This is a genomic window from Paenibacillus sp. IHB B 3084, assembly GCF_001447315.1.
Classification (GTDB): domain Bacteria; phylum Bacillota; class Bacilli; order Paenibacillales; family Paenibacillaceae; genus Paenibacillus.
In genome coordinates, this window is record NZ_CP013203.1 from 5,113,909 (window position 1) to 5,140,318 (window position 26,410).

Genomic DNA, 26,410 nt, shown 5'->3' on the forward strand with positions numbered 1-26,410 from the left:
ATTTTTACGAATTGGAGAATTATTGATGGATATCGTTATAAATAAAAAAGAATATAGATTTAAAAAGGAAATTCGTGATGATCTTAAAATAAGAAAGAGCTTTAACCAATTAGCAAAACAAAGTTTTGATCTGAATTTTGAAGTTTGGCATCAATTAGGATTCTGGGATGAAAAATATATTCCTTATGTACTGTTAGATGGGGATTGCGTGGTGGCTAATGTATCTGTGAGTCTGATGGATTTTAGTTTGTCAGGTGAACAGATGAAATTTATTCAAATCGGAACCGTAATGACAGATCCTAACTATAGAAATCAAGGGCTGAGTCGCTTTTTGATAGAACGTGTGCTACAGGATTGGCATGGGAATTGTGATGCAATGTATCTTTTTGCGAATGATGATGTGAAGGAGTTTTATCCTAAATTTGGTTTTGCTGCTGCACAAGAGTATCAATGTATCCGGAAAGCACCAATTAAAAGCACGGACGTTCCAGTTGAAAAATTGAATATGGAAGCGACGTCAGATTTACAGCTATTGAAAAGAAAATGTTCCTCTTTAAATCCTTATTCATATTTTTCTATGGAAAGCAGTGAATGGTTAATTTTGTTCTATTGCACTTCTTTTTTTAAAGATAAGGTGTTCTATATCCCTCTGTATGACACGATTGTCATTATGGATTTTGAAGAAAATATCATGAATTGTTACGATATTTTTGGAACGGGGGATATTCCTATAGAATTGATTTTATCTGTAGTCATGGAAAAAGAAACGAAGAAAATTGTTTTCGGTTTTACGCCAGAGCCAATGGACGGTTGCGAAATTTCTCTTCTGAATCAAGAAGATACCACACTATTTTATAGATCAAACAATGAAAGTATATGTACAGAACATACACTAATGTTTCCTATTTTGTCACGGGCATAACCTGCCCTGGCAGATAGCAGCACGCTAAAGCCAAGTTCTAGCCCCCGTAACCTTGCCATACAGTAAGGTGAGGAGGGATGTCCCATGGTTTGGAGTCAGGCGTTGCGTGGTGTGCTGCGTGTTGTTTCGGGAGTTGTGTTATCTATGGTTTTGTTGCTTTCCCTATGTTTCCCTCCGGGCATTGCGGAAGCGCGGGATCAGCCCAAGTCCACCAGTAATGCAAAGGAAATAGAGGAACTGGATCGTACGGCTGCGATGTTGTACCGGGATGTAATGGATGGAAATATTGAAAAAGCCCGCGCCGATGTAGCGGAGGTCAGCCGATGGTTCAGCACGGGTCAGGTACAGGCTGCGCTGTCTGTGGAGGCCATTCATGCTTTGTCCGGCAGTATCCTTGAGGTACAGCAAGCTACACAATCCGTGCAAGCATCGCCGGATGAATGGGTGAAGGCCGCTGCCAATTTGCGGCTTGCGACAGATGCGATTGCACATCCGCGCCAGCCTTTATGGCAGCAGTATTATAAAATTTTAAAAGAAGATGTCAGCGGCTTAAATAGCCAGTTTGCTAAAGGAAATATGAAGGGTTTCGCCGCCGGAGCAGCAGTGCTGGAGGATCATTACGAGACGATCCGAACGGCGGCGTTGATCAGCGGCAAAACAACCGAGGTTGTTCGAACGGATTCATGGATTTCTTACGTTAAGGGATTGGGGAACCAGCAAAATGCGGATGCTTCAGCGATTAGAGGGGCACTAGAGCAGGGAAACCCGACATTCAATGCCTTGTTTGGACGTGAAAAAGATGCTACCGCACTGGCTCCATTCATCCCGCATGAAAGCGAGCGCCGGGCAGAACTGGCAATCGGCTTGACGATCCTGCTGACCCTGGCTTATGTGGGTTACCGTAAGTATCGATCCGGTTTCTCTAGTTAAGGCTGAAATGCTGCCACCGACTTCGCTGTCATGGATAAAATGAATATATGCCCTGACTACTTGCCCGGATTTCCGGGCTATTCCTCTTTGAAGCCCTCCCCGTGTACATCATGCACATCCTGAATGATGATGAACGCTCGTGGATCAATCGATTTCACAATTTGATGCAAACGTCGTATTTCTTGACGGGATACGACACAGTAAGCAACATGCTTGGTCTGCTTGGAAAATGCACCCATAGCCGGAATAATAGTAACACCGCGATCCATATCCCGTGTAATGATATCCGCAATATCCATCGTATGGTCACTGATAATCATAAAGGCTCTGGCGGAGTAGGCCCCTTCCTGTATAAAATCAATGATCTTCGATGCGATAAACACAGCGACCAGCGTATACAGGATTTTTTCCTTAGGTATGTACAGCAGCGATGCGCCGATGATGACGATATCAATCACCAGCAAAATCCTTCCCATACTCCAGCCAAACTTCCGGTTCAAAATACGAGCGATAATATCCGACCCGCCGGTGGTACCACCAAACCGGAATACGATGCCTAGCCCGGCCCCGAGCGTAACCCCGGCATATAATGAAGAAAGTATAAAATCGTGCTCGGTCTGAAACGTGCCCATCCACCCGAGGTGAATCATTTTTTCAAACAACCACAGAAAAAAAGTGAGCGCCCCGATGCCAACCCCGCTATAAATAATTTGTTTGCCGCCAAGCATCTTCCATCCGATTAAAAATAGAGGAATGTTCAGGAGCAATGTGGAAAGGGATGGGGAAATCGAAAAAGCATAGTTCAGCAGCAGGGTGATACCTGTGATGCCGCCTTCCATCAGCTTGCTGGGTATAATGAAATAAAGCAGGCCGAATGCATAAATAGCAGTGCCGAGCACAATGGGTAAAATGATTTTAAGCTGTTCAATAGACCTAGATGTTTTCATATAATCCCTCACAATGGCAAATTGGGATGAACGATTTGATATTTGATTTTGGAGCAGATCGTAGATCCTTATGTTTAGTATACCTTTTTATGGTAGCTTTAAAAGACAGACCATTACAAGATGTGAGTAATTTCACATTAAAAAAATATTTGTTTTCAAATGTGCTTTACGATAACATATGAATAAACCTGCACATTAGAGGGGATTGTGTTTCATGGAAAAATCGCTTGATGAAATTCAACATGAGGTAGACCAATATATTTCCCAATTCAAAGAAGGATATTTCAGCCCGCTGGCAATGCTGGCCCGGATGTCCGAGGAAGTCGGGGAGCTGGCCAGAGAAGTCAATCATTCCTTTGGCGAGAAACCGAAAAAAACGGATGAGGCCAACAATTCGATTGAGCTGGAGCTGGGAGACATTTTGTTTATCACGGTCTGCTTTGCAAACTCGCTGGGTATTAATTTGACCGATGCCTATGATAAGGTCATGCATAAATTTAACACACGTGACGCGAATCGCTGGACCAAAAAGGACACCGATTAGGCGTTTTGTACATATGCTGTACCAAACCGGTTACCCGGAGGTGCGGTGTCATGAAGGCAGAGGAATACGTTCAGAAAGCTTATCAGTGTATTTTAAAGAACGATTTTGAGCAGGCCGTGGAATGGTTCGAAAAAGCAATTTCCGCTCAGCCTGATCATGCGGAGCATTATTTCCGCTGTTCGGTCACCTATGCCCGCAGCGGGCGGATAGAGCAGGCGCTTGCTTATGCGGGCGATGCGGTTCGTCTGGCCCCGCAGCAGGATGAATATGTGCTGCATTTGCATACGTTGGAGGCCAGACAGCAGACGGAGAAAGCCAGAAAGATGCTGGATGTCGATAAAGCTACGCCACAGGTGCGCAGAGATGCAATCCTGCTGCTGGAACGGGCAATTGCCCTTGATCCGCTATGTGGTGACGCTTTTATGCTGCTTGCATTGGTTTATGCTGAAATGAATGAATATAAGCTGGCTGTGCAGGCTGCTCGTGAGGCGGCCGCTTTGTTTCCTCACAATGAACAGCTTGCCAATCTCATGAAGAAGTTATGCCAGCAAATGAATGAACAGATCTAGCACGAATTGATGCGTAAGGAGTTGTAAGATATGCCAGAGCAAATAAAGGTGGTTGTCGTTGGAGCAGCCGGGCGTATGGGCCGTGAGGTTGTCAAATTGGTTCTCCAGGATGAAGAACTTCGGCTGGTAGCCGCAGTAAACAGAACGAACGCCGGCAGTGATGCCGGCCTTCTCGTCGGACTTCCAGAAGCGGGCGTTGCTATTGTGGAGGATGTGGAGCAGGCTTTGCTGGATAGTCGCCCGGATGTGATGGTCGATTTTACAGGTCCTCGTTTTGCGTACGCACATACAGCGCTTGCGATCAAACATGGCGTTCGTCCAGTTATTGGGACAACAGGATTTACACCGGAACAGATTGACGAACTGGACAAGCAGTGCCGGGAACAGCAAATTGGCGGTCTGATTGCGCCTAACTTTTCAATAGGAGTTATTTTGTTGATGCGGTTTGCGGCTCAGGCTGCTAAATACTTCCCTCATCTGGAGATTATCGAATATCATGGCGACCAGAAATTGGACGCGCCATCGGGAACGGCAATTAAGACCGCAGAACTCATCGCTGAGCAGCGACAGGAGTTGCGTCAAGGGAACCCGGAGGAGGAAGAAACGCTCGAAGGATCACGCGGCGGCTACTACCAAGGGTTCCGTATCCACAGTGTCCGTCTTCCCGGTGTATTCGCACAGCAGGAAGTTATTTTCGGAGGATTTGGACAATCCCTCAAAATTCGTCAGGATTCCTACGAACGGGCAGGCTACATGCCCGGCGTCAAAATCGGCATTCAAAAGGTAATGGAGCAACCCGGACTTGTATACGGTTTTGAGCATTACATTGATTAAGAAATAACGCGAATGAAATGACGAACGGAATTATAGAATGAGGCAGGGGGAATTTGGAATGTTCAAGATTGCATTTATAGCGCATGACCGCAAAAAAGATGAAATGGTTAACTTTATAACCGCGTATGAGCATGTTTTTACAGGACATCAATTGTATTCAACAGGTACAACGGGTCTGCGCATTATGGAGCAAACGAAGCTTCAAATTCACCGCTTTATGTCAGGGCCGCTCGGAGGTGACCAGCAGATCGGGGCCATGGTCGCGCAAAATGATATGGATCTGATTATCTTCCTGCGTGATCCGCTAATGGCACAGCCGCATGAGCCGGATATTAGTGCACTGCTGCGTCTGTGTGACGTGCAGGGTATTCCTTTGGCGACCAATGTTGCGACTGCTGAAATATTGGTCAAGGCGCTGGATCGGGGCGATTTTGCTTGGCGTGAGCTGGTACATAAATATAAACCAGGCATTGATCAGCAGGATGATATAAAATGACACTGGACATATTGATTTTTGGAGCTCATGCCGATGATGCTGAGATTGGTATGGGAGGCACGATTGCTAAGCATGCAGCCGCTGGTTTAAAGGTGGGCGTATGTGATTTGACGCGTGCTGAAATGTCATCCAATGGCGATGTAGATACCCGTATGGCAGAAGCCGAAGATGCTTCAAAAGTGCTGGGTCTTGCTGCACGGACAAATTTGGGACTGCCTGATCGAGGTTTGTATGTTACACCGGAGAATATAGCCGCAGTGACCGCGGAAATTCGGCGTCATGCGCCGAAAATCGTATTTGCTCCCTACTGGGAGGATCGGCACCCCGATCATGTCATGTGCAGCAAGCTGGTGGAGGAAGCGGTGTTTAACGCCAAGCTACGTCGATTTATGCCGGAACAGCCTGCGGTGCTGGTGGAACAGTTATATTTTTATTTCATTAACGATATCGGCAGAACGGATATGATTGTGGACATTACGGAGCATGTTGAAGCCAAGGAGCAGGCATTACTAAGCTATGCTTCCCAATTTCAGGCTGCACCGGGTAAAGACACGGTATCCACGCCATTAAACCAGGGATATGTTGAGCGTGTAAAAGCCCGGGATTCGCTGTTGGGTCAGCGTAAGCTGATTTCGTATGCAGAGGGCTTTGCGTCCAAAACGCCTCATCTGGTTAAGCTATTCACATAAGGGATTATAAAAATCCTGACACATAAACGATAAACTGAATCCGTTCGTGTAACGGTTATATATGCGCACTGATTGGTGTGGTACCAACATTGAAAAGTCATCATCGGTGGACGGAAGGGGGCAGCTTAACTTGAATGACAAATTGAAAATCGGAATTACCTGCTATCCGTCGTTGGGCGGTTCCGGCGTAGTGGCTACAGAGCTGGGCAAGCTGCTTGCCGAAAAAGGGCATGAGGTCCATTTTATTGCCAACAGCATTCCGTTCAGATTAGGCGGGAAATTCCAGAAAAATATTTTTTATCATGAGGTAGAGGTTAACGACTATTACGTGTTCAGATATCCGCCTTATGATCTGTCGCTGGCGACCAAAATGGCTCAGGTCGCACAAATGAAAAATTTGGATGTACTCCATGTTCACTATGCTGTACCGCATGCGGTATGTGCTTATTTGGCAAAGGAAATGGTGGGCGACCATCTCAAAGTGGTAACAACGCTTCACGGCACAGACATTACGGTGTTGGCGCAGGATGAATCGTTGAAGGATCTAATCCGGCTGGCAATCAACAAAAGTGACGCTGTAACAGCGGTTTCCAAGGATTTGATTCGCGAGACGATAGATGCGCTGGAGATTACACGCCCTATTGATTTGACCTACAATTTTGTGGATAAACGAGTGTATTATCCGCGGGATGCAGCTGCGTTACGGAGAGATTTTGCCCTGCCTAATGAAAAAATTATGATGCACATTTCAAACTTCCGTCCTGTCAAAAGAGTGGGAGACGTGCTAGATATATTTGAAAGAGTGCAACGCAAAATACCTGCAAAGCTACTGCTGGTTGGAGAAGGACCCGACCTTCCGAAAATTCGCTGCAAAATCGAAAGCTTGGGCTTGCAGGATAAGGTATTCTTTTTGGGCAAGCAGGATCAGATCGCTGAAGTGATTTCCATGGCGGATGTGCTGCTGCTTCCATCGGAAAAAGAAAGCTTTGGACTGGTTGCACTGGAAGCGATGGCTTGTGGAGTACCAACGATTGGTTCCGAGGCAGGAGGCGTGCCTGAGCTGGTTGTTCACGGAAGTACAGGTTATCTTGCTGAAATCGGCAATACCGAGAGGATGGCGGAATATGCGGTGCAGCTGTTATCGGACGAAGCGATGGCAGAGCGTTTTCGTGAAGCCTGTCTGGTGCGGGCTCGTACCGTATTCTGTGATACGCTGATTACCCGTCAATATGAAGAAATATATTACCGTGTGTTGGGACGCGAGGTGCCGGATCTTAAACCGATCAGCGTTTAAGGAGGCGGACTCGCGTCCGTTTTTTTATGATAAGCCATTTGTATAATAAGTCTTTTTGAAAACTTTATAAGCAAAGGGGGAAACCCTGTGAAAATAAACACTTGGCAATATGCTGACCCAGAGATGGCTCTTCATGGCAAGGAAGTCATACATATACTAACCACAGCCGGCTACGAGGCTTACTGGGTCGGCGGTTGTGTGCGGGATGAATTATTAGGCCGAGCTATTCATGATATGGATATGACCACATCGGCTGAACCTGAACAGGTCATAGCACTGTTCCCCCATGTCATTCCGACTGGGATTCAGCATGGGACGGTTACGGTGATGCAGGGTGGGCATCCGTTCGAGGTGACTACTTTTCGGACAGAAAGCGGTTATGCTGACCATCGCCGTCCGGCAGAAGTCGCTTTCGTGAAGGATATCCGCGAAGACCTGATGCGGCGGGATTTCACGATGAACGCGATTGCCATGAATGAACATGGGGAAACGGTGGACCCGTTCGGAGGGGAAGTCGATTTGCGTGCCGCTATTGTTCGTTGTGTAGGACGAGCTGAGGAACGATTTGAGGAGGATGGGCTGCGAATGCTACGTTGCATTCGTTTTGCTTCCGTATTCCGGTTCCGTATAGCCTATAACACATGGAAAGGCATGATCCGTCGTAAAGAGGGACTTCGTTACATTGCGATGGAACGTGTGCGTGTTGAGCTGGAAAAGATGCTGGCCGGGCCGGACCCTTTGCGTGGACTGGAATTGCTGGGTCGAAGCGGCTTGCTCGCGTGTACGAAGGTTCCGGTTCCCTGGGAGCAATGCGAAACTCGGGCGCTCAGTGGAATGGTACAACTGCCGGAAGAACTGCGGTGGGGGTTACTGTTGCTGTCTTGCAGACTTACCTCAGAGGCAGCGGACGAGTTGTTAAGAGCATGGACTTTCTCCAACGGTGTACGCTTACGGTTGGTGCATCTGTTGGAATGGGAGCGTGTGTTAACGGACAGTGCTGTTTCGATAGCAGACAGTTCCACTTCGGTGGAAGGTGAAGGAATCAACGATGAGGCGTTACGCCGTAGCTGGATTCGACTGTTAATTAAATGGGGACGGGATATCTCGTCTGACTGGCTACAGCTTTATAAGTCATTGCCTGCTTCGTTTCGTGGATTACCCCCACAGTCAGAAAAGCATGTAGCGAGAATGGCTGAACTGGCGGAAGCGTGGACGAAGCAAACCGCAGTCGTTCGTATCAAAGATTTAAATATTACTGGAAATGAACTGGTTCAGGCGATGAATCGACCGGGTGGTCCTTGGCTGGGTCAGACGATGGAACGACTTTTGCTGGCTGCCGCCTGCGGAGATATTCCAAATGAATTAGAAGCATTGCTTCAAGAAGCGAAACGGGTGATGAGTAGTGAATAATCATGAAAGACTATTAGGCATACTGGAGGAAGATTCATCCGATTACGTATCCGGGGAGGAAATCAGCCGTCGCCTTTCGGTTAGCCGTACGGCCATATGGAAGCAGATCAACAAGCTGCGTGAGCTGGGCTACAATATTGAAGCTTCCTCGCGTAGGGGTTATCGGATTGTGTCCCGACCCGATCGACTGGAAGTCTCTAAACTGGCATATATGCTAAATACCCAATCGTTCGGACAACGTATAGTTGTGCTGGACTCGACGGTCTCTACCCAGCAGGATGCGATGCGTCTGGCAGAAGAGGGTGCACCGCAGGGGACGGTAGTTCTGGCGGAGGAACAGACGGCGGGCCGGGGACGTTTGGGCCGAAAGTGGTTTTCACCTCGGGGCAAAGGAATCTGGATGAGCATTGTGTTGCGACCAAGCCAGCCCTTGGCCTTCACTCCACAGTTAACGCTGCTTACAGGCGTAGCGGTATGCAGAGCCATTCGTCGGTTGACGGGTGTGGAAGCTGGCATCAAGTGGCCGAATGATCTGCTTGTTCATGGTCGCAAAGTGTGCGGTATTCTGCTGGAATCTGCAACAGAGGATCAACGGGTCCGCTACTGTATTGCAGGTATCGGCATTGATGTTAATTTAAATACAGAGGATTACCCGGAGGAGCTGTCACGGTTGGGGACATCCCTGAAAATAGAGGCTGGTCGCGAAACCGATCGTACTGCACTGATTGCTGCCGTGCTGGAAGAGATGGAGCAGCTATGTGCGTTATATGCGGATCAGGGTTTTAAGCCTATAGCTATGCTGTGGGAGGCGCTATCCGTGACGATGAATCGCTTCGTGCGGGCACATACGGGACAAGGGAGTGTGGTGGAAGGTACAGCCGTCGGTTTGGACCCTTCCGGTGCGCTAGTGGTTGAAACGAAGCAAGGAGAGCGAATACAGGTCGTTTCCGGTGATATACAATTGCAGGTGTAGCCTTAGCTGAGCATAGCGACTACAATTGTTCTTTTTCTATGCAAAACTTCACGTGAAAAAGCTGATGTTTTTTGTTATACTGTGCAGGAGGCGGCATCGGACGGTCCGAGCTGCACTCCGGGGCACATGCTCCACCACTGCAAGCAAGTTAGACCATCATAACTTCATTTGAAGGTTACGTTGGATTCTGCTCTGAGCCGAACAGGACCGAGACAGAAGGGACGATCTCAAAATGAGTGTCTTTTTTGGCTGTTCGGACCTTTTGATGACGCAAATGTACAGGCGTTCATAAAAGGTTATTTTTGTGCCAAAAAAGATGGAAGGGAGCCATGTACCATGGCAGGAAAGCACGCACTGAACATTGTGAAAATGAAAAAAATGAAGCAGGAGGGCATTCCGCTCAGTATGCTGACCGCCTACGATTATCCATCGGCTAAAATAGCCGAGGAGGCGGGAATTGATATGATTCTCGTGGGTGACTCGCTGGGCAACGTCGTTCTCGGCTATGATTCGACCATTCCCGTAACACTGGATGATATCGTGTATCATTCCCGAGCAGTAGCGAGAGGCGCGGAGCATACGTTTATTGTAGCGGACATGCCGTTTATGACATATCATGGCAGCGTATCGGAAAGCCTCCAGGGCATCCGCCGTCTGATGCAGGAAGGACATGTGCATGCTATCAAATTGGAGGGCGGCGCAGAAATTGCCGACGTCGTAAAAGCGACTGTTCAGGCAGGTGTACCCGTGCTGGGCCATATCGGCCTTACACCGCAGTCGGTCAATCAGCTTGGCGGCTACCGCATTCAAGGCAAGGACGAAGCGGACGCACGGCGTCTAATGGCAGACGCCAAGGCGCTGGAGCAGGCGGGTGCCTTTGGCATCGTGCTGGAGTTGGTGACCGAGGAAGTGGCAGCGGCAATTTCCAAAGAACTGTCCATTCCGACCATCGGTATTGGCGCAGGACGCGGATGTGACGGTCAGGTGCTTGTTTATCACGACCTGATTCAATATGCATCGCCTTATTACAGCAAACGTTTTGTCAAAACCTATGCCGATGTCGGCGGCTTGATCCGTAGTAGCATTGAGCAGTATGTGAGCGATGTGAAGGGGCGGGCCTTCCCGGCTGAAGAGCATGTGTTCAGCGCCGACGACAGTGTTGTAGAGGCTCTCTACGGCCATAAGAAAGGTCAGGAAAAGGCGCAAGTGCAGGAACAAGAAGAACAAGAGGAACAAGCTAAGGAAAAGGTGGAATCCCGGTCATGATTATCGTAAGAGAAGTGGCTCAACTGCGGCAGGCCATTGCTGAACGCCGACAGCTCGGCGCAGACGGAGCAAAAGCGGAACAAGGTTCCGCTGCTATACGGCCACATACAGTCGGCTTTGTGCCGACGATGGGGTATTTACATGAAGGCCATGCGAGCTTGATGCACAAGGCGCGTGAAATGGCAGATACGGTGGTACTTAGCATTTTTGTAAACCCGATTCAATTCGGACCTAACGAGGATCTCGATAGCTACCCTCGCGATGAAGCGCGTGATTTAGAGGTGGCGCGGCGTGAAGGTGTGGATATCGTATTTTTACCAACTGTAGCAGAAATGTATCCACAGCCAACCCGTACGAAAATAAGCGTATCTGCTTTGACGGATCGGTTATGTGGCGCTTCCCGTCCGGGACATTTTGATGGTGTGACCACCGTAGTTGCCAAGCTTTTTAACATGATAGGTCCTGATCTGGCCTTCTTCGGCATGAAGGATGCGCAGCAGGTAGCGGTGCTCCAGCAGATGGTGAACGACCTCAATATGAACGTGACCATCGTTCCTTGTCCTATCGTCAGAGAGGCCGACGGTTTGGCCCTTAGCTCGCGTAATGTGTATTTGAGCGCGGAACAGCGGGAGCAGGCGTTGGTGCTGTCACAGTCACTGCGCAAGGTGCGTGAAGTGAGCGAAGATGATGTGCAGAATACGTTTACGATCCGTCAGTTATACCAAATGGTGGAGACTACGATTACCTCCTCACCATTGGCTGACATTGACTACATTGAAATCTTAACCTTTCCAAGTCTGGAGCCCCTTCTTCCCAAGCAGCGACTAAGTGATGTCGAAGAAGACATCATTGTAGCGCTGGCTGTAAAGTTTGGGAACACTCGACTGATTGATAATATGAGAATACAGAAGGCGGAGGTGCTTTCCCATGTTTAGAACGATGATGAAATCCAAAATTCACCGGGCAACGGTTACCGAAGCCAACCTTAACTATGTGGGTAGTATTACTATTGATGAGGATCTGATGGAGACTTCCGATCTGCTGGAGAATGAAAAGGTTCAAATTGTGAACAATAACAATGGAGCCCGGCTGGAAACTTACGTTATCCCCGGACCGCGTGGTAGCGGTGTGATTTGTCTCAACGGCGCAGCAGCGCGTTTGGTGCAGCCTGGTGATACGGTCATTATTATTTCCTACGCTTCCATGTCGAATGAAGAGGCCAAAACATACAAACCGACCGTTGTATTCGTCGATGAACATAACAAACCTGCCCAAAAGGCGAACAAGGAAGTACACGCCACGATCATGTAATGAATGGGAGTGCGGATGAAACCCGTCCTTTAAGCGAAAAATGTGAGTGTATTAATCCATCTTTCGTAAGGGCGGGATGCACATGTTCCAGCATGTATTCGCAGAAATGAACAGCATGTTAGATGATATCGTGAAGCATTACCCATCAGCCCAGGGCTCCCGCAGGCAGGAGTTGCTACAGCACTGGAGTTTGCTGCGGAGAATGAGTGACGGAATTATGGATGAATGGCTGGCCTTTGAGGAAAAAATGGTTCGCCTGCGTGCTGCAGGTTTTTCCGCGGAGTCTGGTATGTCTGACGCTGAGCTGCCTGAAAAGGAGCTGCCAGCTTTTACTCGGGGTCAAGGATATTACCGACTGCTCATGTATCCTGAGGCCATCCGCCAATTTGAACAGGTGCTACAGCATTTTCCGAACAGTTGGCAAAGCCAGATGTATATGGGGATGGCGTATTTCCAACTGGAGGACACAGCGGAGGCTGTACGCCATTTTCAGAAGGTGCTGCACCTGACAGACCAGCCTGGGCTGAAAGCGGTCATTTATAATGCGCTGGGCTGTCTTATGGCGAAGCAGGCTGATGTAGAGGAGGCGCAAAAATGTTTTGCTCTCGCGCATCAGTTCGATCCTGCTTTGCCCGAGCCGTTGCACAATATGGAAGCCTGTTTGTCCGGTGCCGGAATGCTTCGGTACGACAGCTCCATGATGACATGGCTATAGTTGTCAGACACCGAGCGAGACGATGCATACCCACCTCCCCAGGCGGCGTGTGCATCGTCTTTTTTGGCTGTCTTAATTTCCAAACAGGCGATCTTCTGCTATGCTGTTATACAGAGTTATTATTTTTTGTATGTGTCAAAAGAAAGGATTAAGCCCGAATGAAATTTGCGGTATTGGATTTTGAAACGACAGGCACCCAGTCCGCGGATGACATCATTCAAGTCGGACTTGCAATTATAGATCATGATAACAGCATTTCCCGTGTTTATGGTTCTTATGTGAACCCTGGCAGATCCATTCCGCCTTTTATTACCGGGTTGACCGGGATTACAGACGATGACGTCAAGGATGCTCCTGCGCTCGAAGAGATGATGATGGAGCTTGTACCTATGCTGGACGATGTTGTGCTGGTCGGTCATAATGTGGCGTTTGATTTTAATTTTTTGCAAAGCGCTTTGGATCGGTGCGGATACTTGCCGTTTACCGGCAGGATTTTGGATACGATGGATTTTCTGAAAATCATGTTTCCATCGCTATCTTCCTATCAGCTGGGTTTTGTTTCTTCCGAATTTGGGCTGGCGCATGACCGACCTCATCAAGCAGACAGCGACGCGTTGGCTACGGCTGAGGTGTTTTTAAAATGTCTGGATGAGCTTCACGCGCTGCCTTTGATTACGATACAGCGGCTCAGTGATTTGTTCGCAGAGGAAGACAGTGACCTCGGATGGTTTTTGGACGGGGTGCGTGAAGACAAAGAACATGATCCTATTCAGGATTTGGAGGGTCATCAGTTTTTTCGTCAGCTTGCACTGAAGGTGGAGGATTGGACGGAGCTAAATGCCCCTCGCAGAGAGGACGACCCCAATCCGCTGGCAGGTATTTCCTTTGAGGAATACATGGATGATGTGCGGGACAATTTACGTTCATCCTTGAGCCAATATGAGGAGCGCGAAGCGCAGACGCAAATGATTGAGGGTGTGAATCAGGCGCTGAGTGAAGACAAGCACCTGTTGATCGAGGCGGGTACGGGGACAGGCAAGTCCCTTGGTTATTTGCTCCCTTCGCTGTATCACAGTGTGAAAAATGGACAGCGAGTCATGGTAAGTACGCATACGATCAACCTGCAGGAGCAATTACGCGAGCGTGATATTCCGATGCTGACCAAGGTGATCCCGTTCCCGTTCCGGGCTGCCATTTTTAAGGGCCGGGGACATTATTTGTGTCTGCGTAAGTTTGAACATAAAATAAACAGAAGAGACTTCGCAACGCCGAAGGAAGATTTAATTACAGCCGCCCAGATGATCGTCTGGCTGACGTTGACGGAAACCGGCGATGATGAAGAACTTAATCTGAGTAATCGTGGCGGAGATTTTTGGGAAACGGTGGCCAGTGATTCCGAGTCCTGTCTTGGTCGTTCATGTCCGTGGTTCCGCAAATGCTTTTATCATCGTGCGCGCCATGAGGCGGGAATATCGGATGTGGTTATTACGAATCACTCCAAGCTGTTCACGGACGTAAAAGCAAGTCATCAGCTATTGCCGAGCTATGAGCATCTGGTGATTGATGAAGCCCATCACCTGGAGGAAGTTGCTGGTAAGCATCTGGGCATGCATATGAAATATTTCACACTCGTGCATACGCTGACCCGGTTGTTCAAGGACAGCAAGAACGGACAATTGCCTTCGCTGCGTCAGCAGTTGGCAAAGTCGGGGCATGAGAAGTCGACGGATTGGGCCTCTACCATCGACCAGTTGTATCCGCTCGTGCTGGAGGTCAAGGAGACTTGGGATTTGCTGAGCGACAAGCTGTTTGGCATGCTGCCGGAGCGAAGTGATGCGACACCGGGCGAAACAGGGCAGTTTTCTTCCCGTCTCAAGCCATCGGCCAAGCCTGCCAAGTGGGATCAGGCGGCTGCGCTGGAAAATCAGCTTTATGTAACGATGAGCGAAATTTTGCGCAAGGGCGACAAGCTGATGCTCGATGTGAAGGAAGAACATGACGATTATGCGGCTGACAGCCTCATTACGGATATTACGGGGCTGCTCAAGGATTTGGCAGGCATTAGGGAAAGCTTGCGCTTTTTCATGCGGCTGGATGATGAAACGACCGTATACTGGCTTGAAGCGAGCGGGCAATTCCGCAGCAAGTCGCTGCAATTTTATGCGGTGCCCGTCGATGTGAGCCGCCAGCTGAAAGAAATGTTTTTTGACAAAAAAGAAGCATTATTCTGACATCTGCTACCTTATCGGTGGATAAGTCGTTTCAGTACATGACCGATCAGCTCGGCTTGCAGGAGGCCGCAGATCAAGGACGGCTGATGACTACGCAGCTCCCGTCACCCTTTAACTACAGGGATCAGGTGCTGCTAGTCATTCCAAGAGATTTCCCGAGCGTGAAGGGCAGTGTAGGAGATGAGCATTTTGTAGATATGCTCGTCAGCTCGCTAGGCGCGACTGCTCAAGCGACGCGGGGGAGAATGCTCGTTCTCTTTACCTCCTACCGTATGCTCCGGCAGGTGTATGAGCCGCTTAAGGAGGCGTTGTCTTCCAGCGATATCACCGTGCTGGGGCAGGGCGTGGACAGTGGGAGCCGCAGCAAGCTGACCCGACGTTTTCAGGAAGCGAAAGCTTCTGTGTTGCTGGGAACCAGCAGCTTTTGGGAAGGCGTCGATATTCCGGGCAAGGCGCTGACGTGTCTGGCTATCGTCCGCTTGCCGTTCCAACCGCCCAATCACCCGCTGCTGGAGGCTAAAAGTGAGCTGCTCCAGCAGCAGAAGAAAAATCCTTTTATGAAGCTGTCTGTTCCACAGGCTGTCATTCGCTTCAAACAGGGATTTGGACGTTTGGTACGTACGGCGAGCGACCACGGGGTCGTTATCGTTTACGATACGCGTGTGATCGAATCCTATTACGGGAAGCATTTTTTGTACTCATTACCGGGACCAAAAATGGAGCATATGCCGACGGAGCAAATGGTGCCCCGCATCGCCGAATGGCTCCAATCCGCCCCGGAGACAGAGGCATAACGGACGGACATCTAAATGTGTCCGTTACAATTAGGGGGAGCAAGTATGAAATCAGATAAAATTTCAGAGGCTGTCGTACGGAGGTTACCCGTATATTTACGTTATCTGAATGCACTGCACAAACGGGAGGTGTCTACGGTCTCTTCCCAGGAGCTGGGACAAAGACTGGATCTGAATCCGGCTCAAATTCGAAAGGATCTCGCGTATTTTGGAGATTTTGGCCGTAAGGGTATCGGCTATGATGTTACTTATCTTATCGAGAAAATACGCCATATCCTGAAAATCGACCAGCAAATTAACGTGGTATTGGTCGGAGCAGGTAATCTGGGGCAAGCCCTTTCGAATTATAATGCTTATTTAAAAGACAATATGAAAATTGTAGCGGTATTTGATGCTGTTCCAGATAAAGTTGGAACCAGGATCAATACGCTGGTCGTACAGCCGATGGATGAACTGGAAGCGACCGTGAAGGAACAAAACATTCGGATCGGGATTATTACCGTACCGGATTTTGAAGCACAGCACGTCGCTGACAGGCTCATTGAGAGTGGGATTGGAGCAATTTTGAACTTTGCACCCACTACTCTCAAGACACCGGCAAACATTCGGGTACATGCCACAGATTTTACAACGGATTTGTTAAGCCTTGCTTATTATTTGGAGGACGGAAAGGAAGATACGCAACATGACAGCGAATAAATGGATGATTAAAAACGGCTCCTTTGCCGTGAACAGACCGGAAGCCGGGGTAATCCACGGCTATATGATCGTGGAGGATAGCCGCATCACCTACATTGGTGAGACTTTGCCAGCGGGTGAGGAAGAGACGGACGCGATTGACGGTAACGGGCTGCTGTTTTTACCTGGCCTGATTAATACACATGGTCATGCGGCGATGTCTTTGCTACGTGGGTATGGGGACGATCTGGCTCTCCAAGTATGGTTACAGGAAAAAATGTGGCCGATGGAAGCCAAGTTTACGTCTACGGATGTGTACTGGGGTACGTCCTTGTCCGTGCTGGAAATGCTGAAAGGTGGTACAACAACCTTTTTGGATATGTACGATCATATGGATGAGGTGGCTCGTGTAGCTGAAGAGTCCGGCATCCGTGCCAGTCTGATGCGTGGAGCGATTGGACTATGTTCGGAGGAAGAACAGCGGATCAAGCTGGCTGAGGCTGTGACCTTTGCGCGTAATTGGCATGGAAAAGCAGACGGTCGCATTACGACCATGATGTCTCCGCATGCGCCGTATACGTGCCCGCCTGCGTTTATCGAAAAATTCGTACAGGCAGCGCATGATCTGGACTTGCCGTTGCATACGCATATGTCCGAAACGATTGCCGAAGTAGAGCAAAACGTACGCGATTACGGCTTGCGTCCGGTTGCACATCTGGATAAGCTGGGCTTTTTCTCCCGTCCATCGCTTGTTGCCCATGGCGTTCATTTGAATGACGAAGAAATAGCTTTGCTGGCTGAACGTGGTGTAGCGGTTTCGCATAATCCGGGCAGCAACTTGAAGCTCGCAAGTGGTGTGGCAAGAGTGCCTGACCTGCTGCGTGCAGGCGTTACTGTCTCTCTCGGAACAGATGGTCCCGCGAGTAACAATAACCTGGATATGTTTGAGGAAATGCGTCTGGCTGCACTCATTCACAAGGGAGTATCTGGCGACCCAACCGCAGTTCCTGCGGGTGAGGCGTTGCGTCTGGCAACGGAGTACGGAGCGAAGTCGATTGGCTTGAAAGAGGTAGGAGCGCTGGCAGCAGGCAACAAGGCAGACTTTATCGCGCTCGATCTGAATCAGGCGCATTTCCTGCCGCGTACGGATCTCATTTCCCATGCCGTATACTCTGCAAGCGCCAAAGACGTGGCTCATGTATGGGTAGACGGTCGTCAGGTTGTGAAAAACGGTGAGTGCCTGACTATGGATGAGGAACGTATCAAGCATGAGGCCCAAGCCGCCTTTGAAGGGCTGCTGTCGCGCTAATTCAGGTGTCACATCCCCTTAGAGAGGAAGCACAGGTTTGAAAAACAAGAAAAAATGGATAGCGGTCGCCATTCTGGCCGTCATACTGGTCCTGGTCAGCATTTTCTGGTATTATTCCTACGTTACTCAAGACCAGGTGACCGAGAGAAATGCCGCTATCGTAAAGGCCAAGCAATCGGGTGGTCTGGTCAGCACGACGCAGACGTGGAAGTCGGTGTGGGATCAGGTATACTGGGTAGTTCAAGGGAAAAATGCTCAGAACGAAAATATTATGGTGTGGGTTCCTTTTCAAAAAGTGGAGGGCCAACCGAATGTACCTGTCACAGATAATAGTGGTGTTCATACCGAGCTACTGAAAAACGGAGTCGACGAGCAAAAAATGACGGCGATGATCCAGCAGCAGCTTCCGGGTGCAGATATTGTGAGTCTTCAGCCGAGTGTGTTTAACGGTCAATATGTGTGGCAGCTGTTTTATGATGACGGCAGTCATCATTACTATACCTTTTATCGCTTCTCGGATGGGGGATCGGTGGGGGTAAAGTATACTTTGCCCAATTACTAGAGTGATGTGAGGACTGGCTGATGGTGGTTTGGGAGTGTTAGGGACGCTAGGAGCGCTGCGTAGTCCATTTGATCTTACGATCGCTGTTGCCGCCGGATTTTTTTCGATTAGATTCTTATGGGGAAAATCCGGCGGCAAAGGCGAACGCTTCGCTTCTTCAGATTCAAATGGCCCACTCCGCTGGCTGACCGCTATGGAGTCACTCCAAACACCACTCTTTTTATGGGAGGGGAGTTGGGGGTAGGGGGCACGGACGCCGCTGCGCTTATTTCCGTTTTGGGTTTTACACCAAACTAATTCTGTACGAACTGGAAAATCGTTTTTACTAAAAAAGATGAAGACATTGTCTTATAAAAAGAATGGCTAGTTAGAATGGTTGAAAGCTAAAAAAAGACGCAAATGCGGTTTATTCGTATTTACGTCTTTTTTAGCTTTTTTTGTTGGGTAAGTGTTTATCATGGAATGACTGATTGTGTTTAACTTAAAAAATGTTATATAAGCAGAACTCGAAAATGTACATAAAAACGGAGTAGGCGGAATGGTGCTGTACAAGCGGTAGTATTCGTTTTAAAAGCTTTCCGTAGGAAAGCTCGCTTCGAAAGCATCACCTCCCCGGATTTCTACCCATGTGTGCTCATTCTAGAAATCCGGGGGCAACAGCGATGGGAAGCACCATCCGCCTGCGCAGTGACTCCGCACGTATCTTTCAAGCTCAACTATCACTTGAATTTCCCTTAAACAGGTTAAATATGAAGTCTATTACATAGATCATAATAATTTTTCCTTATAATGGTTTAATTATAGGTGCAGACTAACGTAACCCATAATTTTGTGGCTATGTTATCATGACTACTTGTACAAAAAGGAGATTCATGGACATGGGAAAAGTGGATGGGAAAGTTGCATTAGTAACGGGTGGAGGTCAAGGGATTGGACGGGCTATTGCTTTACGCCTGAGCCAAGACGGCTTCGCAGTGGCAGTTGTAGATTTAAATGAAGAAACGGCGCAAAGTGTTGCTGGTGAGATTACAAAGGCAGGAGGGCGCTCGCTTGCCCTTAAAGTCGATGTTTCCGACCGGGATCAGGTTTTTGCGGCTGTAAAGGAAGCATCTGTGAAGCTCGGTGGCTTTGATGTCATTGTAAATAATGCTGGGATTGCTCCCGCCAAGCTATTGGAGGATGTTACGCTGGCTGATTTTGATAAGCTGTTCCACATCAATGTGACCAGTGTGCTTTGGGGCATTCAGGCGGCAGCCGCCAAATTCAAGGAACTGGGTCATGGTGGTAAAATCATCAATGCCTCTTCTCAGGCAGGCCATGTTGGTAATGCCAATCTCGGTATTTACTCCGCGACCAAATTTGCGGTTCGTGCTCTGACACAAACCGCTGCTCAGGAATATGCCCAATACGGTATTACAGCAAACGCATACTGTCCCGGCATTGTACAAACGCCAATGTGGAGCGGTATCGATAAAGAAATTACGGCATCCAAAGGCGAAGCAACAGGGGATGCAACCAAGGAATTCGGCAGCAAAATTGCCCTTGGCCGTCTGTCTACACCAGAAGACGTATCCGCCTTCGTATCCTTCCTGGCAGGCCCCGATTCCGATTACATGACAGGACAATCCCCTCTGATCGACGGCGGGATGATGTTCCTTTAAAGCTTTAAAGGTTGTACTATGAGGTAATAATCAATCCTCTATATACAGTGTAAGGTTAGCTTACAGTATGAGATCTAATTGCTATCGAAAATCTTTGTTTACGCCTAAAAAAACTAAATAACAAAACAAAAAAAGACGTAAATACGATAAATTTCGTATTTACGTCTTTTTTCACTGCCACTCTGCGAAGCTTGGCTGAAAGCCAGCTAAGCATCTTTACCTACCCAACTTCCCTCCTAAGGCAAATTCATCTTTATGGCTGTGCAGTAGCGGAGTGGAGGATTTGAATCTGAAGAAGCGATAGCGTTCGCCTTTGCCGCCGGATTTTCCCCATAAGAATCTGATCGAAAAAAATCCGGCGGCAACAGCGATCGTAAGATCAAATCATTCACGCAGCGTCTCCCACCACCATAACCAAAGATTTTGCCCACTCACAACTCCCCCACACATTGCCTTCGATATTAGATATACGTTATGATATACTATAATTTATAAGTGATAGACAAAAATGATAGAAAAAGACCTGCTGATCCTGTAGATCATGCAGTCTGGTTTATGTGTTGACATTCGTCCCGTTTCTTCTGTGTTTTACATTTTGAGAGGAGGATGTTATTTGAAATTACGTGCAGTTCCTATCGTTGTTGCAGCGGTTCTGGCAGCATCGCTGTTGTTTGGAGGATGGTTTATTTACCGTCAGTTTACAATGCAGAGTCCTCTGGAAAAACTGGTTTCCCAATATCCCGGCGTCACAAGCGCTCAAATAGATATTAAACCGGATCAGGTTGTTTTGAATCTGGATCTCAAACCGCAGGCAGATGTCGCCGGATTGGTCAATGTAGTTAAGCAAAAAGGACAGTCCATCATTGGCAGCCGTACAGTTAAGCTGGAAATTGCGGATCATTCCAATCCAGCGTTGAACCAGTGGTGGTCTGAGGCCATGTTTCCGGTAGCGGAAGCGATGGAAAATAAAAAATACACCCAAATTTCATCTACCGTCGAGCAGATGAAAAAGAAAAAAACCGGTATCGAGGCCGATACCGATATGGATTCAAACAACGTCTATATCCGACTCAGCGAAGGCAAAGCGACCAAGTTTATCGTTTTGCCACGTCAATCTCAGCAAATGGGGGTATGGCCTAATGCCTAGATGGATCAAGGAAGCACTAATCGGCATTGTGCCGGTGACCATTATATTTCTCATTTTTATCGGGGTGAATATCATCCCCCTTCTGATTGCAGGCGTGATGCTTAGCGGCTTGTTAATGCTCATGCATGCACGTGGAGGCTTGGCTGTAGGGGCCGGGCAAGAACGTAAACGCAAAAAGAATGGCCCGGACAAGCTGACTTTTGAGGAAATCGGTGGGCAAGAAAGCGCCAAGCAGGAGCTGCGCGAAGCGCTGGATTTTTTGAATCGGCATGATGAAATTTCCAAGTTTGGCATTCGTCCATTAAAAGGTGTTTTGCTTACAGGCCCTCCGGGAACCGGGAAAACACTGATGGCGAAGGCAGCTGCGCACTATACCAATTCTATATTTGTTGCCGCTGCAGGCAGTGAGTTTGTTGAAATGTACGTAGGTGTTGGTGCAGGCCGTGTCCGTGAGCTGTTTCGGGAGGCCCGCACTCGTGCAGCCAAGGAAAAGAAGGAAAATGCTATTATTTTTATTGACGAGATCGACGTGATTGGCGGCAAGCGTGAGGGTGGACAGCAACGTGAATATGACCAAACCTTGAATCAGTTGCTGACTGAAATGGATGGCATCTATTCAGCAGATACTCCGCGCATTTTGATCATTGCGGCTACAAACCGTAAAGAAATGCTGGACAGCGCCTTAACGCGCCCGGGGCGTTTTGACCGTCATATTCAAGTGGATTTGCCTGATAAGAAGGGCCGTCTTCATATTCTTAAAATCCATGCCAAAAACAAACCGATTCAGGAAGATGCGAATCTGGACAAAATTGCTGAGGAATCCTACGGGTTTTCCGGTGCACAGCTGGAAAGTGTCATGAACGAAGCGGCAATCTATGCGATGAGACAGGAACAGGAAATGATTGCGCAAAAGCATCTGTCGATGGCGATTGACAAGGTGATGATGGGTGAGAAAACGGATCGTGAATCCACGCTGGAAGAGAAAAAACGTGTAGCGATTCATGAACTGGGACATGCTATTATGGCTGAAATCGTTCGTCCGGGCAGTGTCAGCCAGGTAGCGCTCAGCCCGCGTGGGAAAGCGCTCGGCTATGTGCGGCACAATCCACAGCAAGAGCATTATTTGTATACCAAGCAGTTCCTGGAGGAGCAGATCATGATCTCGCTCGCGGGGGCTACGGCGGAAGAAATGTACTATGGCGGTCGCAGTACAGGCTCTAGCAACGATTTTGAGCAGGCGTTGAACATTGTTCATACGATGATGACTTCCGGTTTGACTTCACTCGGCATTATTAACATGGAAATGGTAACGAAAGAAGAGCTCATGCGCGAAAATGGTGAGATTATGGACGACCTCCATAACCGTACTTTGGAGCTGCTCGAAAAGCATCGTCCAGTGTTCGACAACTCTCTTGACATACTTATGAAGGAAGAAACCCTGTCTGGGGATCAATTTAGATGTCAATTTAGTGAAAATGCTCTATTACCAGCATAATTTTTTATGCTGGTTATTTTTTTTTACTTTTAGTCCGTGCTAAGATATTATTAGCTATTGGGACATAAACATGTATTTTTCGACAAAGAAGGATACAATATAAGAGAGTGACCAGGAAAGGGTGGAGTAAAGAACCATGCAATTTAAAAAAATCGGCGTCATCGGCGGCGGCACCATGGGACAGGGTATTTCTGAAATGCTCGCGTCCAAAGGAATTGATGTGCTGTTGGTAGAGCAGACACCAGAGAAACTAGACTACGCCTACAATATGATTGAAACGAGTCTGGACAAGCAACTGGAAAAATGGGCTATCACACAAGCGGAGAAAAAATTGATTTTATCCCGAATCCAGAAAGTTTCCCATTTGGCTGAGCTTGGAAGCTGTGACATGGTCATTGAAACCATTACAGAAAATCTGGACGAGAAGAAAGCTGTTTTCCAAGAACTGGACTATGTGTGTCCAAACAACATTATTCTTGCAAGTAATACATCCACGCTGAGCCTGACCGAGCTTGCCAGCTCGACCAAGTATCCTGAGCGTGTTATTGGTATGCACTTTATCTATCCAGTATCCCGCATTGATCTTGTGGAAATTATTCGTGGCTTGAAAACTTCGGACGAAACGTTTGAAAACACAAAAATGTTTGTTGAAGAAGTAGTGGAGAAAAAAGGGGTTATGATTTATGAATCCCCGGGCTTTGTAACAAGCCGTATCATTTGCCTGCTGATTAATGAAGCAGCTCACGTTCTCCAAGAGGGCGTAGCTTCCGCTGAAGATATCGACGATGCTATGCGAATCGGCTACAGCTTCCAAAGCGGTCCTTTGGAAATGGCTGACCGCTTTGGTCTGGATTCCGTTTTGGCTGCTCTGGAGCGCATGTTCCGTGAATTCGGCGAATTGAAATATCGTCCGTCCATCGTCCTGAAGAAAATGGTGCGTGCAGGTAATCTGGGCGTGAAATCGGGCGAAGGCTTCTTTAAGTACGACAAGGATGGTGACCGGGTATGAAAATTCTCGTAATTAATGCAGGGAGTTCTTCCCTGAAATACCAGCTGTATGATATGACGGACGAGTCCGTTCTGGCAAAAGGATTGGTCGAGCGCATCGGTATGGATTCATCCATCCTGACGCATAAGCCAACCAACAAAGAAGAATACACTGAGGTTAGCGAAATTCTGGAGCATACTACAGCGATCCGTAAAGTGCTGAATGCACTCACAGATGCGGAACATGGTGTAATCTCCAGCACTAATGAAATTCAGGCTGTGGGACACCGCGTTGTTCATGGAGGAGAAATTTTCAAGCAGTCAGCGGTTGTAACGCCTGAAGCGAAGAGTGAAATCCGCCGCTTGTTCGACCTTGCGCCATTGCATAACCCGGCCTCTATGATGGGTATTAAAGCGGCTGAATTGAATATGCCTGATGTACCGCAGGTTGTTGTATTTGATACCTCGTTCCATCAAACCATGCCTGAAAAAGCTTATATGTACGCCATTCCAAGAGTGTTGTACAATAAGTACAAGGTTCGTCGCTACGGCGCACACGGTACTTCCCATGATTATGTAAGCAAAGAAGCTGCCAAATTCGTCGGTCGTCCTTTGGAAGAGTTGAAAATCATCACTTGTCACATCGGTAACGGTGGTAGTGTAACAGCGGTTCAAGGCGGTTTGTCCGTAGATACTTCCATGGGTATGACTCCACTGGAAGGACTTATGATGGGGACACGTAGTGGTGATTTGGACCCGGCAATCGTGCCTTATGTGATGAACAAACAAGAATTGACCGTCAATGAAGTCAACTCCATGCTGAACAAGCACAGTGGACTTTTAGCTATTTCCGGTATCAGCAGTGATATGCGTGAAATCACGGAAGGTATGGAAAAAGGCGAAGCTAATTCTACATTGGCATTTGAAATGTATGAATACCGTCTGCGCAAATACATTGGTTCGTATGCCGCGGCAATGAATGGGGTAGACGTGATCGTATTCACGGCAGGTGTAGGCGAAAACTCCGTCGTTCTGCGTAAGAGAGTGTTGGAGCAACTGACATTCCTCGGTATCGAGCTGGATGAATCGTTGAACGCTATTCGTTCTGGCGAGCCTCGCCGGATTACAACAGCAAATTCGAAGGTTGATGTATTGATCGTTCCGACGAACGAAGAGCTGGTTATTGCCCGCGACACGTACCGTCTGGTTCAGTAGTTCGACCCGAAGTTTAAACTTTATGCATACGGGCTATCACTTAAATAGGTTCCGTATGTACCAAACAGCGAGAGCAAACAGCCTGACCCAGGGGGAAGGGCTGTTTGATTTTCGGTTAAGAGGAGAGAGACGGTCATGACGAATAAAAGTACGATTGCCCTAGTGGGCCGCCATGTAGGGGAAACGGTTACAATCGGCGCTTGGGTAAATAATAAACGATCTAGCGGTAAAATCCAGTTCCTGCAACTGCGCGATGGTACCGGATATATTCAAGGGGTTATCGTGAAAAGCGAGGTGTCCGAGGACATTTGGAATGATGCCAAATCCTTGACACAAGAAAGCTCTTTGTATGTTACCGGAGTTGTGCGCGAAGAACCGCGTAGCCAATCCGGCTTTGAATTAACGGTAACGGGCATTGAAATCATTCATTTGACAGAAAACTACCCGATCACGCCAAAAGAACACGGTGTAGATTTCCTGATGGATCACCGTCACCTGTGGTTGCGTTCCGCCAAGCAACGCGCGGTTCTGATCGTACGGGCGGAAATTATCCGTGCGGTACAGGAATTTTTTAACGGCAATGGCTTCACAAAGGTGGACCCGCCAATTTTGACCCCTTCTTCCGCAGAAGGCACAACAGAGCTGTTCCATATCAAATATTTTGACGAGGATGCTTATCTGACACAAAGCGGACAGTTGTATATGGAAGCGGCAGCCATGGCGCTTGGCAAGGTATACTCGTTTGGTCCAACCTTCCGTGCGGAAAAGTCTAAAACACGTCGTCACCTGATTGAGTTCTGGATGATCGAGCCGGAGATGGCTTTTGTAGATCATGAGGAATCTTTGCGCGTACAGGAGCAGTTTGTGAGTCATATCGTACAATCAGTGCTGAAAAATTGTTCAAAAGAGCTTGAAACGATCGGACGCGATGTTTCGAAGCTGGAGCAAATTCAGGGAGAATTCCCGCGCATTACGTATGATGAGGCGATTGCTTTCCTTCAAGGTGAAGGATTCGATATCCCGTGGGGCGAGGACTTTGGCGCTCCGCATGAAACGGCTATTGCTGAGAGATATAACAAGCCAGTGTTCATTACACATTGGCCGACTCACATTAAGGCATTTTATATGAAGCCTGATCCAACTCGTCCAGAGGTTGTACTGTGCGCCGATATGATCGCTCCTGAAGGCTATGGCGAAATTATCGGGGGTTCCCAACGGATTGATGATCCGGCCTTGATGGAAGAGCGTTTTAACGAGCATAACCTGGCGCGTGAAGCTTACCAATGGTATATGGATCTGCGCACCTACGGCACCGTTCCGCATTCCGGCTTTGGACTGGGACTGGAGCGTACGGTAGCATGGATTTGTGGACTCGATCATGTACGTGAAACGATTCCGTTCCCACGTATGCTGTATCGTCTGTATCCGTAA

The 26,410-nt window shown here is 48.2% G+C and carries 25 protein-coding genes and 1 pseudogene; 25 read left to right on the top strand and 1 reads right to left on the bottom strand.

The window, feature by feature from the left end:
* Nucleotides 1–25: 25 nt before the first annotated feature.
* Both ASL14_RS23985 and ASL14_RS23990 read left to right on the top strand, forming a co-directional pair.
* Nucleotides 26–922, top strand: a complete 897-nt coding sequence (locus ASL14_RS23985; protein ID WP_134913898.1) for a GNAT family N-acetyltransferase — start codon at nucleotides 26–28, stop codon at nucleotides 920–922.
* An 84-nt stretch (nucleotides 923–1,006) separates the two neighbouring features.
* Nucleotides 1,007–1,852, top strand: a complete 846-nt coding sequence (locus ASL14_RS23990) for a sporulation protein YpjB (protein ID WP_134913900.1) — start codon at nucleotides 1,007–1,009, stop codon at nucleotides 1,850–1,852.
* A gap of 77 nt (nucleotides 1,853–1,929) precedes the next feature.
* Here ASL14_RS23990 and ASL14_RS23995 read toward each other — a convergent pair whose 3' ends face one another.
* Nucleotides 1,930–2,799 (bottom strand): YitT family protein, encoded by an 870-nt coding sequence (locus ASL14_RS23995; protein ID WP_134913902.1) that lies wholly within the window; start codon nucleotides 2,797–2,799, stop codon nucleotides 1,930–1,932.
* Between the two features lie 214 nt (nucleotides 2,800–3,013).
* On the opposite strand from ASL14_RS23995, the gene ASL14_RS24000 reads away from it, so the two are divergent.
* The 23 genes and pseudogenes from ASL14_RS24000 to asnS all read left to right on the top strand — a co-directional run bounded on the left by ASL14_RS24000 (nucleotide 3,014) and on the right by asnS (nucleotide 26,410).
* Complete coding sequence (locus tag ASL14_RS24000) at nucleotides 3,014–3,343, top strand: nucleotide pyrophosphohydrolase (RefSeq protein WP_134913904.1); 330 nt, start codon at nucleotides 3,014–3,016, stop codon at nucleotides 3,341–3,343.
* A 50-nt stretch (nucleotides 3,344–3,393) separates the two neighbouring features.
* The gene (locus tag ASL14_RS24005; protein WP_134913906.1) at nucleotides 3,394–3,912 is read left to right on the top strand and encodes a tetratricopeptide repeat protein; all 519 of its coding nucleotides are present in this window, start codon (nucleotides 3,394–3,396) and stop codon (nucleotides 3,910–3,912) included.
* A 30-nt stretch (nucleotides 3,913–3,942) separates the two neighbouring features.
* Complete coding sequence (gene dapB, locus ASL14_RS24010; RefSeq protein WP_134913908.1) at nucleotides 3,943–4,746, top strand: 4-hydroxy-tetrahydrodipicolinate reductase; 804 nt, start codon at nucleotides 3,943–3,945, stop codon at nucleotides 4,744–4,746.
* A 58-nt stretch (nucleotides 4,747–4,804) separates the two neighbouring features.
* Nucleotides 4,805–5,242 carry a methylglyoxal synthase gene (gene mgsA / locus ASL14_RS24015; protein WP_134913910.1) on the top strand — a complete coding sequence of 146 codons (438 nt, stop codon included), beginning with the start codon at nucleotides 4,805–4,807 and terminating at the stop codon, nucleotides 5,240–5,242.
* Nucleotides 5,239–5,931 carry a bacillithiol biosynthesis deacetylase BshB1 gene (bshB1, locus tag ASL14_RS24020; RefSeq protein WP_134913912.1) on the top strand — a complete coding sequence of 231 codons (693 nt, stop codon included), beginning with the start codon at nucleotides 5,239–5,241 and terminating at the stop codon, nucleotides 5,929–5,931. The genes mgsA and bshB1 overlap by 4 nt, the downstream gene beginning before the upstream one ends.
* A gap of 130 nt (nucleotides 5,932–6,061) precedes the next feature.
* On the top strand, nucleotides 6,062–7,225 hold the full coding sequence (gene bshA, locus ASL14_RS24025; protein ID WP_134913914.1) for an N-acetyl-alpha-D-glucosaminyl L-malate synthase BshA: 1,164 nt from the start codon (nucleotides 6,062–6,064) through the stop codon (nucleotides 7,223–7,225).
* Between the two features lie 87 nt (nucleotides 7,226–7,312).
* Nucleotides 7,313–8,635 (top strand): CCA tRNA nucleotidyltransferase, encoded by a 1,323-nt coding sequence (locus tag ASL14_RS24030; protein ID WP_134913916.1) that lies wholly within the window; start codon nucleotides 7,313–7,315, stop codon nucleotides 8,633–8,635.
* Nucleotides 8,628–9,608, top strand: coding sequence for a biotin--[acetyl-CoA-carboxylase] ligase (locus tag ASL14_RS24035; protein WP_134913917.1), 981 nt, complete (start codon nucleotides 8,628–8,630; stop codon nucleotides 9,606–9,608). The genes ASL14_RS24030 and ASL14_RS24035 overlap by 8 nt, the downstream gene beginning before the upstream one ends.
* 336 nt (nucleotides 9,609–9,944) lie before the next feature.
* Nucleotides 9,945–10,874 (top strand): 3-methyl-2-oxobutanoate hydroxymethyltransferase, encoded by a 930-nt coding sequence (panB, locus tag ASL14_RS24040; protein WP_134913919.1) that lies wholly within the window; start codon nucleotides 9,945–9,947, stop codon nucleotides 10,872–10,874.
* Nucleotides 10,871–11,809, top strand: a complete 939-nt coding sequence (gene panC, locus ASL14_RS24045) for a pantoate--beta-alanine ligase (RefSeq protein WP_134913921.1) — start codon at nucleotides 10,871–10,873, stop codon at nucleotides 11,807–11,809. Before panB ends, panC begins: the two co-directional genes overlap by 4 nt.
* Nucleotides 11,802–12,185 (top strand): aspartate 1-decarboxylase, encoded by a 384-nt coding sequence (gene panD, locus ASL14_RS24050; RefSeq protein ID WP_134913923.1) that lies wholly within the window; start codon nucleotides 11,802–11,804, stop codon nucleotides 12,183–12,185. The genes panC and panD overlap by 8 nt, the downstream gene beginning before the upstream one ends.
* Nucleotides 12,186–12,267: 82 nt before the next feature.
* Nucleotides 12,268–12,900, top strand: coding sequence for a tetratricopeptide repeat protein (locus ASL14_RS24055; protein ID WP_134913925.1), 633 nt, complete (start codon nucleotides 12,268–12,270; stop codon nucleotides 12,898–12,900).
* A gap of 158 nt (nucleotides 12,901–13,058) precedes the next feature.
* Nucleotides 13,059–15,925 (top strand): annotated as a pseudogene (gene dinG, locus ASL14_RS24060) (ATP-dependent DNA helicase DinG).
* A gap of 45 nt (nucleotides 15,926–15,970) precedes the next feature.
* Nucleotides 15,971–16,624 carry a redox-sensing transcriptional repressor Rex gene (locus ASL14_RS24065; RefSeq protein WP_134913927.1) on the top strand — a complete coding sequence of 218 codons (654 nt, stop codon included), beginning with the start codon at nucleotides 15,971–15,973 and terminating at the stop codon, nucleotides 16,622–16,624.
* The gene (locus ASL14_RS24070) at nucleotides 16,611–17,912 is read left to right on the top strand and encodes an amidohydrolase (RefSeq protein WP_134913929.1); all 1,302 of its coding nucleotides are present in this window, start codon (nucleotides 16,611–16,613) and stop codon (nucleotides 17,910–17,912) included. The genes ASL14_RS24065 and ASL14_RS24070 overlap by 14 nt, the downstream gene beginning before the upstream one ends.
* A gap of 37 nt (nucleotides 17,913–17,949) precedes the next feature.
* Nucleotides 17,950–18,474 carry a cell wall elongation regulator TseB-like domain-containing protein gene (locus tag ASL14_RS24075; protein ID WP_134913930.1) on the top strand — a complete coding sequence of 175 codons (525 nt, stop codon included), beginning with the start codon at nucleotides 17,950–17,952 and terminating at the stop codon, nucleotides 18,472–18,474.
* 34 nt (nucleotides 18,475–18,508) lie between these two features.
* Complete coding sequence (locus ASL14_RS24080) at nucleotides 18,509–18,718, top strand: hypothetical protein (RefSeq protein ID WP_134913932.1); 210 nt, start codon at nucleotides 18,509–18,511, stop codon at nucleotides 18,716–18,718.
* A 634-nt stretch (nucleotides 18,719–19,352) separates the two neighbouring features.
* On the top strand, nucleotides 19,353–20,135 hold the full coding sequence (locus ASL14_RS24085) for a (S)-acetoin forming diacetyl reductase (protein WP_134913934.1): 783 nt from the start codon (nucleotides 19,353–19,355) through the stop codon (nucleotides 20,133–20,135).
* Between the two features lie 613 nt (nucleotides 20,136–20,748).
* The gene (locus ASL14_RS24090; protein WP_044648438.1) at nucleotides 20,749–21,282 is read left to right on the top strand and encodes a hypothetical protein; all 534 of its coding nucleotides are present in this window, start codon (nucleotides 20,749–20,751) and stop codon (nucleotides 21,280–21,282) included.
* Entirely contained in the window at nucleotides 21,275–22,777 is a 1,503-nt protein-coding gene (locus ASL14_RS24095) for an AAA family ATPase (RefSeq protein WP_134913936.1), read from the top strand. The genes ASL14_RS24090 and ASL14_RS24095 overlap by 8 nt, the downstream gene beginning before the upstream one ends.
* A 136-nt stretch (nucleotides 22,778–22,913) precedes the next feature.
* Nucleotides 22,914–23,786 carry a 3-hydroxyacyl-CoA dehydrogenase family protein gene (locus ASL14_RS24100; RefSeq protein WP_134913938.1) on the top strand — a complete coding sequence of 291 codons (873 nt, stop codon included), beginning with the start codon at nucleotides 22,914–22,916 and terminating at the stop codon, nucleotides 23,784–23,786.
* Nucleotides 23,783–24,979 (top strand): acetate/propionate family kinase, encoded by a 1,197-nt coding sequence (locus ASL14_RS24105; protein ID WP_134913940.1) that lies wholly within the window; start codon nucleotides 23,783–23,785, stop codon nucleotides 24,977–24,979. The genes ASL14_RS24100 and ASL14_RS24105 overlap by 4 nt, the downstream gene beginning before the upstream one ends.
* 135 nt (nucleotides 24,980–25,114) lie before the next feature.
* On the top strand, nucleotides 25,115–26,410 hold the full coding sequence (gene asnS, locus ASL14_RS24110; RefSeq protein ID WP_134913942.1) for an asparagine--tRNA ligase: 1,296 nt from the start codon (nucleotides 25,115–25,117) through the stop codon (nucleotides 26,408–26,410).

What these genes read in the sequence shown, in the direction of transcription:
- bshB1 (WP_134913912.1), top strand. Translation starts at nt 5,239, where the DNA reads ATGACACTGGACATATTGATTTTTGGAGCTCATGCCGATGATGCTGAG.
- mgsA (WP_134913910.1), top strand. Translation starts at nt 4,805, where the DNA reads ATGTTCAAGATTGCATTTATAGCGCATGACCGCAAAAAAGATGAAATG.
- panC (WP_134913921.1), top strand. Translation starts at nt 10,871, where the DNA reads ATGATTATCGTAAGAGAAGTGGCTCAACTGCGGCAGGCCATTGCTGAA.
- ASL14_RS23995 (WP_134913902.1), bottom strand. Translation starts at nt 2,799, where the DNA reads ATGAAAACATCTAGGTCTATTGAACAGCTTAAAATCATTTTACCCATT.
- ASL14_RS24085 (WP_134913934.1), top strand. Translation starts at nt 19,353, where the DNA reads ATGGGAAAAGTGGATGGGAAAGTTGCATTAGTAACGGGTGGAGGTCAA.
- ASL14_RS24100 (WP_134913938.1), top strand. Translation starts at nt 22,914, where the DNA reads ATGCAATTTAAAAAAATCGGCGTCATCGGCGGCGGCACCATGGGACAG.
- ASL14_RS24105 (WP_134913940.1), top strand. Translation starts at nt 23,783, where the DNA reads ATGAAAATTCTCGTAATTAATGCAGGGAGTTCTTCCCTGAAATACCAG.
- ASL14_RS23985 (WP_134913898.1), top strand. Translation starts at nt 26, where the DNA reads ATGGATATCGTTATAAATAAAAAAGAATATAGATTTAAAAAGGAAATT.
- ASL14_RS24055 (WP_134913925.1), top strand. Translation starts at nt 12,268, where the DNA reads ATGTTCCAGCATGTATTCGCAGAAATGAACAGCATGTTAGATGATATC.
- ASL14_RS23990 (WP_134913900.1), top strand. Translation starts at nt 1,007, where the DNA reads ATGGTTTGGAGTCAGGCGTTGCGTGGTGTGCTGCGTGTTGTTTCGGGA.
- asnS (WP_134913942.1), top strand. Translation starts at nt 25,115, where the DNA reads ATGACGAATAAAAGTACGATTGCCCTAGTGGGCCGCCATGTAGGGGAA.
- ASL14_RS24095 (WP_134913936.1), top strand. Translation starts at nt 21,275, where the DNA reads ATGCCTAGATGGATCAAGGAAGCACTAATCGGCATTGTGCCGGTGACC.
- ASL14_RS24000 (WP_134913904.1), top strand. Translation starts at nt 3,014, where the DNA reads ATGGAAAAATCGCTTGATGAAATTCAACATGAGGTAGACCAATATATT.
- ASL14_RS24070 (WP_134913929.1), top strand. Translation starts at nt 16,611, where the DNA reads ATGACAGCGAATAAATGGATGATTAAAAACGGCTCCTTTGCCGTGAAC.
- panD (WP_134913923.1), top strand. Translation starts at nt 11,802, where the DNA reads ATGTTTAGAACGATGATGAAATCCAAAATTCACCGGGCAACGGTTACC.
- dapB (WP_134913908.1), top strand. Translation starts at nt 3,943, where the DNA reads ATGCCAGAGCAAATAAAGGTGGTTGTCGTTGGAGCAGCCGGGCGTATG.
- ASL14_RS24065 (WP_134913927.1), top strand. Translation starts at nt 15,971, where the DNA reads ATGAAATCAGATAAAATTTCAGAGGCTGTCGTACGGAGGTTACCCGTA.
- panB (WP_134913919.1), top strand. Translation starts at nt 9,945, where the DNA reads ATGGCAGGAAAGCACGCACTGAACATTGTGAAAATGAAAAAAATGAAG.
- ASL14_RS24005 (WP_134913906.1), top strand. Translation starts at nt 3,394, where the DNA reads ATGAAGGCAGAGGAATACGTTCAGAAAGCTTATCAGTGTATTTTAAAG.